Source organism: Paracoccus sp. SM22M-07, from assembly GCF_001887735.1.
Classification (GTDB): domain Bacteria; phylum Pseudomonadota; class Alphaproteobacteria; order Rhodobacterales; family Rhodobacteraceae; genus Paracoccus.
Window position 1 is genome coordinate 117,445 of record NZ_JPKW01000004.1, and the last position, 12,870, is coordinate 130,314.

At 68.2% G+C, this 12,870-nt stretch carries 12 protein-coding genes; 7 read left to right on the top strand and 5 right to left on the bottom strand.

Annotation, left to right across the window (positions count from 1 at the left end; translation table 11 throughout):
- Positions 1–40: 40 nt before the first annotated feature.
- The 6 genes from lptF to rsmA are packed head-to-tail and all read left to right on the top strand — an operon-like array spanning position 41 to position 7,764.
- The gene (gene lptF, locus IE00_RS07480; RefSeq protein ID WP_072296460.1) at positions 41–1,162 is read left to right on the top strand and encodes an LPS export ABC transporter permease LptF; all 1,122 of its coding nucleotides are present in this window, start codon (positions 41–43) and stop codon (positions 1,160–1,162) included.
- Positions 1,159–2,268 carry an LPS export ABC transporter permease LptG gene (lptG, locus tag IE00_RS07485; RefSeq protein WP_072296850.1) on the top strand — a complete coding sequence of 370 codons (1,110 nt, stop codon included), beginning with the start codon at positions 1,159–1,161 and terminating at the stop codon, positions 2,266–2,268. The genes lptF and lptG overlap by 4 nt, the downstream gene beginning before the upstream one ends.
- Positions 2,265–4,649: an LPS-assembly protein LptD gene (locus tag IE00_RS07490; RefSeq protein ID WP_072296461.1), complete on the top strand. Its 2,385-nt coding sequence runs from the start codon at positions 2,265–2,267 to the stop codon at positions 4,647–4,649. The genes lptG and IE00_RS07490 overlap by 4 nt, the downstream gene beginning before the upstream one ends.
- A gap of 34 nt (positions 4,650–4,683) precedes the next feature.
- The gene (locus tag IE00_RS07495) at positions 4,684–5,949 is read left to right on the top strand and encodes a peptidylprolyl isomerase (RefSeq protein WP_072296462.1); all 1,266 of its coding nucleotides are present in this window, start codon (positions 4,684–4,686) and stop codon (positions 5,947–5,949) included.
- A 4-nt stretch (positions 5,950–5,953) separates the two neighbouring features.
- Complete coding sequence (gene pdxA, locus IE00_RS07500; RefSeq protein WP_072296463.1) at positions 5,954–6,919, top strand: 4-hydroxythreonine-4-phosphate dehydrogenase PdxA; 966 nt, start codon at positions 5,954–5,956, stop codon at positions 6,917–6,919.
- Complete coding sequence (gene rsmA, locus IE00_RS07505) at positions 6,916–7,764, top strand: 16S rRNA (adenine(1518)-N(6)/adenine(1519)-N(6))-dimethyltransferase RsmA (RefSeq protein WP_072296464.1); 849 nt, start codon at positions 6,916–6,918, stop codon at positions 7,762–7,764. The genes pdxA and rsmA overlap by 4 nt, the downstream gene beginning before the upstream one ends.
- A gap of 87 nt (positions 7,765–7,851) precedes the next feature.
- Here rsmA and IE00_RS07510 read toward each other — a convergent pair whose 3' ends face one another.
- The 5 genes from IE00_RS07510 to IE00_RS07530 all read right to left on the bottom strand — a co-directional run bounded on the left by IE00_RS07510 (position 7,852) and on the right by IE00_RS07530 (position 12,215).
- Positions 7,852–8,586 carry a DUF4167 domain-containing protein gene (locus tag IE00_RS07510; RefSeq protein ID WP_240493816.1) on the bottom strand — a complete coding sequence of 245 codons (735 nt, stop codon included), beginning with the start codon at positions 8,584–8,586 and terminating at the stop codon, positions 7,852–7,854.
- A 324-nt stretch (positions 8,587–8,910) separates the two neighbouring features.
- Positions 8,911–9,735, bottom strand: coding sequence for a peptide chain release factor N(5)-glutamine methyltransferase (prmC, locus tag IE00_RS07515; RefSeq protein WP_072296466.1), 825 nt, complete (start codon positions 9,733–9,735; stop codon positions 8,911–8,913).
- Positions 9,732–10,787: a peptide chain release factor 1 gene (gene prfA, locus IE00_RS07520; protein ID WP_072296467.1), complete on the bottom strand. Its 1,056-nt coding sequence runs from the start codon at positions 10,785–10,787 to the stop codon at positions 9,732–9,734. Before prfA ends, prmC begins: the two co-directional genes overlap by 4 nt.
- A gap of 9 nt (positions 10,788–10,796) precedes the next feature.
- Positions 10,797–11,759: an agmatinase gene (gene speB, locus IE00_RS07525; protein WP_072296468.1), complete on the bottom strand. Its 963-nt coding sequence runs from the start codon at positions 11,757–11,759 to the stop codon at positions 10,797–10,799.
- Between the two features lie 63 nt (positions 11,760–11,822).
- Positions 11,823–12,215, bottom strand: coding sequence for a rhodanese-like domain-containing protein (locus IE00_RS07530; RefSeq protein ID WP_072296469.1), 393 nt, complete (start codon positions 12,213–12,215; stop codon positions 11,823–11,825).
- A 249-nt stretch (positions 12,216–12,464) separates the two neighbouring features.
- Here IE00_RS07530 and rpsF point away from each other — a divergent pair, with 249 nt between their 5' ends.
- Positions 12,465–12,860: a 30S ribosomal protein S6 gene (gene rpsF / locus IE00_RS07535; RefSeq protein ID WP_072296470.1), complete on the top strand. Its 396-nt coding sequence runs from the start codon at positions 12,465–12,467 to the stop codon at positions 12,858–12,860.
- The last annotated feature ends 10 nt before the right edge of the window (positions 12,861–12,870 follow it).

A 12,870-nucleotide genomic window follows, 5' to 3' on the forward strand; every position in this document is an offset into this window, starting at 1 on the left:
CGCTAAGCAGGAATGAACGTCACGCAGGAAAAGGCCGTCCATGCCCCGGATCGACAAATACGTCCTTGGTCTGATGCTGACATTGTTCGGCTTCTTCGCGCTGGTGCTGGTATCCGTCTATTGGATCAACCGCGCGGTCAGCCTGTTCGACGACCTGCTGAACGACGGCCAGACGGCCCTGGTGGTGCTGGAATTCACCGCGCTGACGCTGCCCCTGGTGATTTCGGTGGTGCTGCCCGTGGCGGCTTTTGCGGCCACGGCCTATGGCACGAACCGGCTTGCGGGCGAATCCGAACTGGTGGCCATGCAGGCGGCGGGGCTGTCGCCCTGGCGGCTGGCGCGGCCGGTGCTGGTCTTTGGATTGACGGTGGGGCTGATGGTCGCGGTGCTGGTCCACGGGCTGGTGCCCATGGCACGCGCCCGCCTGGCCGACCGGTCGTCCGAGATTGCCGAAAACGTGACCGCCCAGTTCCTGCGCCCCGGTTCGTTCCAGTATCCCGCCGATGACGTGACGCTGTTCATCCGCGACATCGCCTCTGACGGGCGGCTTCTGGACCTGTTCATCGAGGATGCGCGCGATCCCGCCCGCCAGGTCATCTATACCGCACAAGAGGCCCTGGTGGTGCGCACCGAAACCGGCGCCGTCCTGGTGCTGCTGGAGGGGATGGCCCAGACCATGACCATTCGCCCCACGGGCCCCGACCTGGCGGTCACGCGGTTCCAGGAATTCAGCTATGACATCGGCGGCATGTTCGCAGGCAGCAGCAGCAAGGGCCGCGACCTGCGCGATTACGGCACGCTGCGCCTGCTGAACCCCGACGCGGACCTGCTGGCGGCCACCGGAGAGTCCCCCGCCGCCGCCCGGCGCGAGGCGCATGAACGCATCGCCCAGCCCTTGCTGTCGCCCATTGCCGCCATGCTGGGTTTCGCAACGCTGCTGATCGGCGGCTTTTCGCGCTTTGGGGTCTGGCGGCAGGTCGGATGGGCGATCCTGGGGCTGATCCTGATCCAGTTCCTGTCGAATGCCGCGGTCAATCAGGTGGGGCGCAATCTGGCGCTGTGGCCGCTGCTGTACCTGCCCGCCGTGGTGGGGACGCTGCTGTGCATGGCCCTGTTGTGGCTGGCGGCGCGGCCGCGCGGACCCAAGGGGGCACCGGCATGATCCTGGCCTGCTATGTCGCGCGACGCTTCCTGCGCAGCTTCCTGATGGTGGCAGGGGTGTTCCTGCTGATCCTGTTCCTGGTCGACATGATCGAGATGATCCGCCGCTTTGCCGACCGCGACATCGGCCTGTCGGGCGCCGCGCGCCTGTCGGCGCTGAACATCGCCGACAGCTTCTATTCCATCCTGCCGCTGATCACCGTGCTGGCGGCCATCGCGATGTTCCTGAACCTGGCCCGCAGTTCCGAAATGGTGGCGATCCGGGCATCGGGGCGGTCGGGGATCAAGCTGTTGCGGGCGCCAGTCACCACGGCCATCCTGCTGGGCTGTCTGTCGGTGGGGCTGATCAACCCGCTGGTCGCCGCGACCGGCCAGTATTACGACGAGGCCGTGGCCCAGATCGACCGTCAGGGCCGCCAGACCGTCAGCGTGGGCGACAGCGCCGTCTGGCTGCGCCAGGGCATGCTGACCGATGGCGAGGAAAGCGGACAGATCGTCATCCGCGCCCGCCGCACCAGCCCCGATGCCGTCACGCTTTATGATGCCAGCTTCCTGGTCTTCGGCCCCGATGCGGGCCCCATCCGCCGCATCGAGGCGCGCGAGGCCCGCCTGACCCCCGGCGCGTGGGAGCTGAGCGAGGTCAGCGACTTTCCCCTGGACCGGCCGAACCCGCAGGCCGCCGTCACGCGCAGCGCCACCATGCGGCTGGATTCCGACCTGACCGCGCAGCGCATCCGCGACGGGTTCGGCCGTCCGCAATCGGTGCCGGTCTGGCAGCTGCCCGCCTTCATCGCCGGGCTGGAACGCGCGGGCTTCTCCGCCGCCCGCCACAGCACCTGGTTCCAGATGGAGCTGGCCCGCCCCTTCCTGATGGCCGCCATGGTCATCATCGCCGCAGCCTTCACCATGCAGCATGTGCGTGGCCGAAATACCGGGGTCGCCGTGCTGATGGCCTTCGCCGCGGGGATTGCACTGTTCTTCCTGCGCAACCTGGCGCAAATTCTGGGGGATAACGGCCAGATCACCCCCGCCATGGCGGCCTGGACGCCGCCCCTGGTGGGGGCGATGTTCGCGCTGGCCCTGATACTGAAACGAGAGGACGGATGACCTTGCGCATTCATGCATCAGGACTGGGCCGCGCGCTGGCGATGGCATTGCTGGGCGCGACGGCCATGGTTGCGCCCCCCGCCGTCGCGCAATCCATGTTCGACGATGCCGCAGGATCGGGCATGCCCGCCATGCCGGGAACGGCACTGACGGCGACGCGCGGCGTCTCGGCGCTGGCACCGGCATCGCAGCAGCTGGGCAGCAATCCGGTGGGCGACCGGACGCCCACCTCGAACGCGCCGGCGACGGCGGCACCCGACACGGATGTCACCATCCGGGGCACGCAGGGCGGGGGCGACCAGGCGGCCGCGACGGTCCTGGCCGACAATGTCCTGCTGAAGGGCGACCGCACGCTGATCGCCGCGGGGGGCGTGGTGGTCTGGTACCAGGGCAGCCGGCTGATCGCGTCGCGCATCATCGTGGACGGCGGGTCGGGCGACCTGACCATCGAAGGTCCGATCCACCTGTCCCGCCCCGGCGCCGACCCCGATGACAACCCCATCCTGATCGCCGACAGCGCCCAGCTGGACCGCGAATTGCAGGACGGCATCGTCAACGGCGCAAGGCTGGTCCTGAACCGCGAATTGCAGATGGCATCGCGGCGGCTGGAACGCCGCGACCAGGGCCGCATCACCGAACTGACCGACGTGGTGGCGTCGTCCTGCCAGGTCTGCGCGTCGAACCCGACGCCGCTGTGGGAAATCCGGGCCCGCCGGATCACCCATGACGCCGAAACCCAGCGCATCACCTTCGACCGGCCCCAGCTGCGCGCCTTCGGCATCCCGGTCGCGGCGGCCCCCTTCACCGTCTCGGCCCCCGACCCCACGGTCGAGCGGCAATCGGGCTTTCTGCGGCCGATGATCCGCACCACCTCGGGCCTGGGTTTCGGGGTCAAGCTGCCCTATTTCCAGACCCTGGGCGACCATGCCGACGTGACGCTGACGCCCTATCTGTCGGTGAACCGCACCACCACGCTGGAACTGCGCTATCGCCAGGCCTTCGCCAATGGCGGGCTGGAATGGAACGGCGCGATCAGCCGCGACGACATCCGGCCCGGCGACACGCGGGGCTATTTCTTCGGCGCGGCGCGGTTCGACATTCCGCGCGGCTATCGCCTGGGGGTGCAGGTCCAGACGGCGTCGGACCGGGCCTATCTGCTGGATTACGACATCACCGATGCCGACCGGTTGTGGAGCGGGGTGTCCCTGGAACGGGTCCGCCGCGACAAGCTGGTCTGGGGCCGGGTCGGCAATTACGACAGCCTGCGCGACGACGAGGATGACGCGACATCGCCCGCACAGGTGGCCGACGTGATCTGGCGCCGCCGCCTGACCCCCGCCTATCTGGGCGGAGAGGCCGTGCTGGAATGGTCGGCCCACGCCCATCGCCGCCCCTCGGACGAGGATGTCGCGGGACGCGACGTGGCACGGGGATCGGTGGGACTGGACTGGCGGCGCAGCACCATCCTGCCCGGCGGCGTGGTGGCCGCGGGGCTGGCCGGGATCGATGCCGACATCTATCGCATCGGGCAGGACAGCCGCTTTGACAAGATGGTCACGCGCGTCGATCCGCAGATCGGGGTCGAGCTGCGCTGGCCGCTGGCCACCATGCGGGGCGATGCCACCCATATCGTCGAACCCGTCGTGCAGGTGCTTTATTCGCCACGCGGCCGCGATGACGACATCCCGAACGAGGACAGCCGCCTGATCGAATTCGATGAGGGGAACCTGTTTTCCGACAACCGCTTTCCGGGCTACGACATGCGCGAAACCGGATTGCGGGCCAATATCGGCGCCACCTGGACGCGAATCGACCCGACCGGCTGGTCGCTTGGGGTGACGGGGGGGCGCGTGCTGCGGGCTGGCGACGCCGATGATTTCGATCCCGATTCTCCGCTTGGGGGGGGCCGCTCGGACTGGCTGCTGGCGGCGAATTACGACAGCGGAACGGGGCTGGCGGTGTCGAACCGGGCGCTCTTCGACGACAGCTTCCGTGCTTCGCGCAACGAATTGCGGATGGGCTGGCTGCGCAGCGACCTGCAGGTTTCCGCCGGTTACCTGTGGATCGACAGCAGCGAGGATGAAGGCCGCGCCGCGGATGCCAGCGAACTGGCCGCCAATATCGGCTGGCAGATCAAGGAAGGCTGGTGGGGCACGGCCGAAACCCGCTATGATTTCGTGGTCGACCGGGCACAGCAGGCCAGCCTGCAGGTGGCCTATCGCAACGAATGCATCACCGTTGAAACGGGCCTGTCGCGGCGCTTCACCAGTTCGGATACGGTCAGGGCGGAAACCAGTTTCGACCTGTCGGTCCGCCTGGGGGGCTTTGGTCAGCAACAAGACGGAGCGGGCACGGTGGCGCGGCGCAGCTGCATGCGCTAATCTGCCGGCCAAGAACCAAGATTGAGGGCAGCAGATGCGGCATTTCCTTTCCGGTATCGCCTTGGCGGCGGTGGTGGCCACCGGCGCGATCACGCCCGTCATGGCACAGAACCTGTTCCAGCCGGTCGTCTACGTCAACGACAGCGTCGTCACCCGCTATGAGGTCGACCAGCGCCAGCGCTTCATGAAGGTGATCGGCGCGCCCGACACCTCGGCCCAGGTGGCCGAACAGGCGCTGATCGACGACCGCCTGCGCGTGCAGGCCGCCAAGCAGATCGGCGTGACCATCACCCCCGAAGGCCTGCAGCGCGGCATGGATGAATTCGCCGGACGGGCCGGCCTGGATTCCGCCACCTTCATCGCCCGCCTGGAAGGCGCTGGCATCGAGGCCGGCGTGTTTCGCGATTTCGTCGAGGCGGGCACCGTCTGGCGCGATGTCGTGCGGGCGCGCCTGGTCGGCCAGATCGAGGTCTCGGAGGCCGAGATCGACCAGCAGCTGAAGCGCGTCATCGAAACCCCGATCATCGACCGCGTGTCGCTGTCCGAACTGATCATCCCCGCGCCTCCGGGTCAGGAACAGCAGGCGCTGCAACTGGCGCAGCGGATCGTGGGATCGAACCCGACGCCGGAACAATTCGCCCAGGCCGCGCGGCAATATTCCGCATCGCCCTCGGCGCAGGCGGGGGGCCAGCTGGCGACCGTGGCGCTGGACAACCTGCCGCCCTCGCTGCGGCCCATCGTGACGGCGCTGCAACCGGGCCAGGTCACCCAGCCCCTGCCCGTCGACGGCGCGGTCGTCCTGTTCCTGCTGCGCGACGCGCAAGGGTCGCTGCGGCCCGGCGCGCGCGAACAGGTGCTGGATTACCTGACGCTGCGCATGACATCGGTGGCCGATGCGGCCGCCCTTGCTGCCCGCACCCGCAGCTGCGACGAATTCTATGCCGATGCGGGGCCCCAGGCCGCGGCCCAGGTCCAGCGCCAGACGCAATCCCAGGCCGCCATCCCGACGCTGATCGCCACCCGCCTCGCCTCGCTTGATGCGGATGAGGCCGGCGTCGTGCCGATGGGCGCGGGGGCCGAACTGGTCATGCTGTGTTCGCGCCAGCCCGCCCTTGCCGCCCAGGCCGAGGTCCCCACAACCGCCCTGCCCGAAGACGGCGTCGAGAACGCGATCCCCCAGACCGGCGGCATTCCCGGCCGCGAGGCCGTCAAGGACCAGCTGTTCAACGAAAAGATCAACACCGCCGCCGAAGGCCTGCTGGCCGATCTGCGCGCCGACGCCATCATCCGCCGGCCCTGATCCGATGGCACGACGCATCCTGCTGACCTGCGGCGAACCCGCGGGCGTCGGCCCCGAACTGGCCCCCCTGGCGCTGGCCTCGGGGGTGGATCTGGTCTGGATGGGCGACCCGCGCCACCTGCCCCCCGGCACCGCCTGGACGGCGGTCGATGACCCCGATGATGGCGTGCCGCCGGGTCACCTGCCGGTCCTGCGCCATGATTTCGCGGCCCCCGCCGTGCCGGGGCGACCGGACCCGGCCAATGCCCAAGGGGTGATCGACGTCATCGCCCGTGCGGTCGATCTGGCCATGCAGGGCCGCGTCGCGGGCATCACCACCGCGCCGATCAGCAAGCAGGCCTTGAAGGAAGGCGCGGGCTTTTCCTTTCCCGGCCATACCGAATACCTGGCCCATCTGGGCGGTGATGTGCCGGTGGTGATGATGCTGGCCTCGACCACGGTGACGCCGCCCTGCCGCGTGGTGCCCGCCACGATCCACATCCCGCTGGAGGAGGTTCCCGCCGCCCTGACCCGCGACGTGCTGGAACAGGCCATCCGCATCACCCATGCCGCGCTGATCCGCGATTTCGGCATTCCCGCCCCGCGCATCGCTGTCGCGGGACTGAACCCCCATGCGGGCGAAGGCGGCACGATGGGGACGCAGGAACGCGACATGATCGCCCCGCTGCTGGCGGATCTGCGCGACCAGGGGCTGAACCTGACCGGCCCCATGCCCGCCGATACCATGTTCCACGCCCCCGCGCGGGCGCGTTACGACGCGGCGGTCTGCGCCTATCACGACCAGGGGCTGGTCCCCATCAAGACGCTGGATTTCGCGGGGGGCGTCAACGTGACGCTTGGGCTGCCCTTCATCCGGACCTCGCCCGATCACGGGACCGCCTTCGACATCGCGGGCAAGGGCCTGGCCGATCCCTCATCCACCATCGCCGCGCTGAAGATGGCGCGCGACATGGCAAGGACTCGCCCATGATCGACAACCTGCCGCCGCTGCGCGACGTCATCACCACGCATGACCTGCGGGCGAAAAAGCAGCTGGGCCAGAACTTCCTGCTGGATCTGAACCTGACCTCGAAGATCGCGCGGCAGGCGGGCGATCTGCGCGATTGCGACGTGCTGGAGATCGGCCCCGGCCCCGGCGGCCTGACGCGCGGCCTGCTGGCCCAAGGTGCCCGCCATGTCCTGGCGATCGAGAAGGACCCCCGCGCCCTGCCCGCGCTGGAACAGATCGCCCAGGCCTATCCGGGCCGCCTGACCGTCATCAACGGCGACGCGCTGGAGATCGATCCCCTGGCGCATCTGACACCGCCGATCCGCATTGCGGCCAACCTGCCTTATAATGTCGGGACGGAACTGCTGATCCGCTGGCTGACGCCGCGCGCATGGCCGCCTTTCTGGCAGTCGCTGACGCTGATGTTCCAGAAAGAGGTGGCCGAGCGGATCACCGCCAAGCCCGGCTCCAAGGCCTATGGCCGCCTGGCGCTGCTGGCCCAGTGGCGCGCCGACGCCCAGATCGTCATGCACCTGCCCCCCGAGGCCTTCGTCCCCGCCCCCAAGGTGCATTCCGCCGTCGTCCACCTGACGGCGCTGCCCGAACCCCGCTTTCCGGCGGACCCGGCGGTGCTGTCGCTGGTCACGGCCACGGCCTTCAACCAGCGCCGCAAGATGCTGCGGGCCAGCCTGAAGGGGCTGCATCCGGGCATCGAGGATCTGCTGACCGCCTGCGGCATCCCCCCCACCGCCCGGGCCGAGGAGATCGACCTGGAACGGTTCTGCGCCCTGGCGCGGGCCGTGGCGACCGCGCGGGCCACGGGCTGAGGTCCCGCGACACCCCCACGATCCCGATATGAAAAAGGGGCCGTCAGCAATGCTGCGGCCCCTTCGGCATTCATGTCCTGACGCAGATCACTCGGCGTCGTTTTGCCCCGATGATGCGGGTGTGTCCGATGCCGGGGCGCCGCCATCCTCGGCCGCGGGCTTGCGGCGGCTGCGGGTGGTCGTGCCCGTCGGGCTGCGCGGCGTGCGCGGACGCGGGGTGCGGGTGCGCGCAGGCTTGGGGGTCGGCTCGGATTCGGGCGTGGTCACCGGCGCGGACTGATCTTCGTCGCCCGAGGCGACGGCATCGGGCAGGCTGGACGGCTGCGGCGTCGTATCCTGGGCGGGTGCGGGCTCGGGCGCGGTGTCGACCGCAGGCTGATCGGCCTGGTCGTTGCGCGACTGGCGGCTCTGGTGATCGCGGTTGCCGTCACGATTGCCGTCGCGGCGCTGGTTCTGGCCGTTATTGCCATCGCCCTGGTCGTTGCGCGACCCGCCACCATTGTTGTTGCCGCCATTGCCATGGTTGCTGGCATTGTGACCGGTGCCATAGCCGTGGTTCGAATAGCCGCCATCATCGTCCTGGCGGTTGTTCTGGCCGTTTTGCTGGCCGCCCTGCTGGCCTTGGCGTTCGGCCATCTCGCGCTGCGCTTCGCCCAGCATGCGGGTGTAATGTTCGGCATGCTGCAGGAAACTCTGCTCCGCGACGCGGTCGTGGGACAGTTGCGCATCACGCGCCAGGGTCAGGTATTTCTCGATGATCTGCTGAGGGGTGCCACGCACCTTGCCCTCGGGCCCCGAGCTGTCGAAGACACGGTTGACCACGTTGCCAAGCGAGCGTTGGCGATTGGATTTGCTACGCGAACGGGATTTTGATGATCTCATCAGTCTGTCTGTAATGTTTCTGATCGCAGGGGTGCCAGAGTGAACTGGACGGCGGTGTCGGATGGCTACGGGGGCGTGAGTGACCTCTCCGTTCAGCCCTGCCTCGCCCCAGCAAAGGCGCATCGCGCGCCTTGTCGGAATCGGCAGTGTCAGGCTGACCATGCAGTGGCCGTGGCCTGCTGCACGATGCCGACTAACCATGCCGTCTTGGCCAAGACAAGCAAAAACTGCCCGAAATGCCGCATTTGCGCGGGAAAGGGCTGATCACCGGCCGAATTCCGCAAGCACGACCCTGTCGCGTCCGTCCAGATCGGGCAGCACCGTCGTGGTGGCGCCCCCTGCCCTGAACAGTTCCGCGACGGTCTGCCCCTGGGTGGGTCCGATTTCGGTCAGGACGATGCCCTGAGGGGTCAGCAGGTCGCGCGCCCCCGCCGCGATGGCCCGATAGGCGGTCAGCCCGTCGGCGCCATCCGTCAGCGCCCCGCGCGGTTCCCAGTCCCGCACATCCGATGACAGCCCCGCCATTTCATCCGCCGCGATATAGGGCGGGTTCGACACGATCAGATCGAAGCTGCCGGTGACGCCCTGATACCAGTCGGCCTGCCGGAACCGGGCGTTCACTCCGATCCGCCGGGCATTGTGGCGCGCGACATCCAGCGCCTTTTCGGAAATGTCGGTTCCCAGCCCCGTCGTCCCCGCCCGTGCCGCCAACAGCGAGATCAGAATCGCCCCCGTCCCGGTTCCCAGGTCCAGGACGGTCTTCCAGGGACGCGCCAGCGCGGCCTCGACCAAGGCCTCGGTTTCGGGGCGCGGATCCAGCGTGTCGCGGGTGACCTTGAAGCGATGCGCCCAGAAATCGCGGAAGCCCACGATCTGCGCGACAGGCTGGTGCAGGGCGCGCGCGGCGATGCCCTTGTTGAAGCGGGCGGCCTCGTCGCCGCTCAGGTCGCGATCCTCGGTGATGCGCAGGCGGCCGGGTTCCATGTCCAGAACGGCGGCCAGGATGCGGTCGGCGTCGCGCGATGCGCCCTCGATGCCGGCCGCGCGCAGCAGGGAAGCGCCATCCGCCTGTGCCTGCGACAGCTTCATTCCGCATCCGCCAGACGGGCCGCCTGATCATGGGCGGTCAGGGCATCGATAATTTCGGACAGGTCGCCCGCCATGATCTTGTCCAAGGCGTAAAGCGTCAGGTTGATGCGGTGATCGGTCATGCGGCCCTGCGGAAAGTTGTAGGTGCGGATGCGTTCGCTGCGATCGCCGCTGCCGACCTGGGATTTCCGGTCGGCGGCGCGTTCGTCATCGGCCTTCTGACGCTGCATGTCGTACAGTCGCGCACGCAGCACGGCCATGGCATTGGCGCGGTTCTGGTGCTGGGACTTTTCGCTGCTGGTCACCACGATGCCGGTGGGCAGGTGGGTGATGCGCACGGCGCTGTCGGTGGTATTGACGTGCTGGCCGCCCGCGCCGCTGGCGCGCATCGTGTCGATGCGGATGTCGCCCGCGGGGATGTCGATTTCGACATCCTCGGCGGCTTCGGGCAGGACGGCGACGGTGGCGGCGCTGGTGTGGATGCGCCCGCCCGATTCGGTTTCGGGCACGCGCTGGACGCGGTGCACGCCGGATTCGTATTTCAGCCGCGCAAAGACGCCGTCGCCGGCGATGCGGGCCATGGCCTCCTTGACGCCGCCCAATTCGGTCTGGGTCAGTTCCAGCATCTGGAAGTCCCAGCCTTGCTGTTCGGCATGGCGCCGATACATGGACAGCAGGTTGCCCGCGAACAGCGCGGCCTCGTCGCCGCCAGTGCCGGGCCGGATTTCCAGGATGGCAGGGCGGGCATCGGCGGCGTCCCTGGGCAGCAGAGCCACGCGCAGCCGCTGTTCCAGATCGGGCAGTTCGGCGTTCAGGCGGCGCAGCTCATCCTCGGCCAGTTCGCGCATCTCGGGGTCGGCCAGCATGGCGCGGGCCTCGGCCAGGGCCTCGGTGGCGTCGCGCCAACGGGCGATGCCTTCGACCACGGGCTTCAGGTCGGCATATTCGCGGCTGATCTTCGCGATCTGGTCGGGCGCGGCACCAGCGTTAAACTGCGCTTCGAGATACTCGAACCGTTGGGTGATCTGGGCAAGGCGGTCTTGGGGCAACATGGTTTGGGGTTACCCGCGCCTGTTCCAACCGTAAAGCGCGATCAGCTCGAAGGCGACATGGGCGCCCGCGATGGCCGTGGCGCCGGTCGTGTCATAGGGGGGCGAGACCTCGACCACGTCGCCGCCGATCATGTCGATGCCCGCCAGACCGCGCAGCAGCGCCGCCGCCTCCCAGCTGGCCAGCCCGCCCCAGACCGGCGTGCCGGTGCCCGGCGCAAATGCCGGGTCCAGCGCGTCGATGTCGAAGGTGACATAGGTCGGGCGGTCGCCCACCACGGCGCGGATACGTTCCAGCGTGGCGGCCACGCCGTCCTGATGCACCGATGGCGCGTCCAGGATGGTCACCCCCAGCGTGTCGGGATTGTCGGTGCGGATGCCGACGCTGACGCAGGCTGTGGGATCGACCAGCCCCTGTTTGATCGCCTTGTAAAGGAAGGTGCCGTGGTCGATCCGGTCCGGGTCGTCATCGACCCAGGTGTCGGAATGGGCGTCGAACTGGATCAGCGCGACCGGGCCGTGGCGTTCGGCCATGGCGCGCAGGATCGGCAGGGTTATGAAATGATCGCCGCCCAACGTGATGGGCGCGGCGCCCGCATCCAGGATGGCGCCGATATGCGCGGTGATGCGCGCGGGCACGTCGCGGATATTGGCGTAATCGAAGGGCATGTCGCCGTAATCGGCCACGTTCAGCAGGCTCAGCGGATCATAGCCCCAGCCATAGGGCGCATCGAAGGCCTGCAGGCTGGATGCCTCGCGGATGGCGCGGGGGCCGAAACGCGTGCCGGGGCGGTGGGTGACGGCCTGGTCGAAGGGGATGCCCGTGACCGCCACGTCCACGCCGGTCAGGTCCTTGGTATAGCGGCGGCGCAGAAAGCTGGTGGCGCCACCAAAGGCGTTTTCGAACGACAGGCCGCGCGGATCGCTCCGCGTGAAGGCCTGATCCACCTGCGTCTTCGCGTCTTCCAGCGCCATCGTCATCCCCCTTTGGTTGCGGCGCTCAGACTGCCCCGACGCCCCCGCCCCCGCAAGAGGCCATCAGCCGGACTTGGCGGCCGGCGTCACCACCGGCGCACCCGATGCCATGTCGGTACCGCGATAGGGCTGGCCGGCCTCTTTCCAGGCGGCGAAACCGCCATCCATATGCGCGATCCGGTCGATGACGCCGGCCGCCAGGATCTGGCGCGCGACCTTTTCGGACCGTTTGGACGATCCGCAGTAAAGGACGACCGGCTTGTCACCGCCCAGGGGAAGGCGTTCGGGGACGATGAAGGCCATGGGTGCCAGCAGCGCGCCCTGGATCTGTTCGAACATGTATTCGGCCGGGGTCCGCACATCGATCATGGCGATCTCGTCGGCCTTCAGGGCGGCGGCGACCTCGGCGATGGTCCAGGTTTCCAGTCGGCCCGATCCGGTATCTTCCGTCTTCATCTCTGGCGCTCCTTCGTGTTGGCAGCTGTGACGGGACAACTCGGATCGCCGCCCTGCGGGTCCCTGGCCCCCCAAAGCCTGCAACCGCCCCGATTCCGGGAGGACAGGGCCGAATCACCTTGCAAGATCAGCATTCGCTGCTATGAAGCGCCATCCTTCCGCCTGTATCCAGAAACTGCGCAGCCTCTCGTGACGGGTGCGGAAGGGACGACCCGTCGATGAAATGCGCCGAAAACCGAAAGGATCGCCATGTCTCTGTATGAGCATGTGCTGATCGCCCGCCAGGACCTGTCGAACACGCAGGCCGAAGGGCTGATCGAACACTTCTCGACCATTCTTGCCGACAATGGTGGCAAGGTCGTCGACCACGAATACTGGGGTGTCCGCACCCTGGCCTACAAGATCAACAAGAACCGCAAGGGCCATTACGCCTTCCTGCGCACCGACGCCCCGTCGTCGGCCGTGCTGGAAATGGAACGCCTGGCCCGCCTGCATGATGACGTGATGCGCGTGATGACCATCCGCGTGGACGAGCATCAGGAAGGCCCCTCGGTCCAGATGCAGAAGCGCGAAGAGCGCGGCGACCGTCCCCGTGGCGGCGACCGTGACCGTGGTGACCGCGGCGACCGCCGCGAGCGGAACTGAGAGGATCTGA

Coding starts and splice junctions, on each gene's coding strand:
- rpsF (WP_072296470.1), top strand. CDS start 12,465: ATGTCTCTGTATGAGCATGTGCTGATCGCCCGCCAGGACCTGTCGAAC.
- IE00_RS07530 (WP_072296469.1), bottom strand. CDS start 12,215: ATGAAGACGGAAGATACCGGATCGGGCCGACTGGAAACCTGGACCATC.
- prmC (WP_072296466.1), bottom strand. CDS start 9,735: ATGAAGCTGTCGCAGGCACAGGCGGATGGCGCTTCCCTGCTGCGCGCG.
- lptF (WP_072296460.1), top strand. CDS start 41: ATGCCCCGGATCGACAAATACGTCCTTGGTCTGATGCTGACATTGTTC.
- IE00_RS07495 (WP_072296462.1), top strand. CDS start 4,684: ATGCGGCATTTCCTTTCCGGTATCGCCTTGGCGGCGGTGGTGGCCACC.
- speB (WP_072296468.1), bottom strand. CDS start 11,759: ATGGCGCTGGAAGACGCGAAGACGCAGGTGGATCAGGCCTTCACGCGG.
- pdxA (WP_072296463.1), top strand. CDS start 5,954: ATGGCACGACGCATCCTGCTGACCTGCGGCGAACCCGCGGGCGTCGGC.
- lptG (WP_072296850.1), top strand. CDS start 1,159: ATGATCCTGGCCTGCTATGTCGCGCGACGCTTCCTGCGCAGCTTCCTG.
- IE00_RS07490 (WP_072296461.1), top strand. CDS start 2,265: ATGACCTTGCGCATTCATGCATCAGGACTGGGCCGCGCGCTGGCGATG.
- rsmA (WP_072296464.1), top strand. CDS start 6,916: ATGATCGACAACCTGCCGCCGCTGCGCGACGTCATCACCACGCATGAC.
- prfA (WP_072296467.1), bottom strand. CDS start 10,787: ATGTTGCCCCAAGACCGCCTTGCCCAGATCACCCAACGGTTCGAGTAT.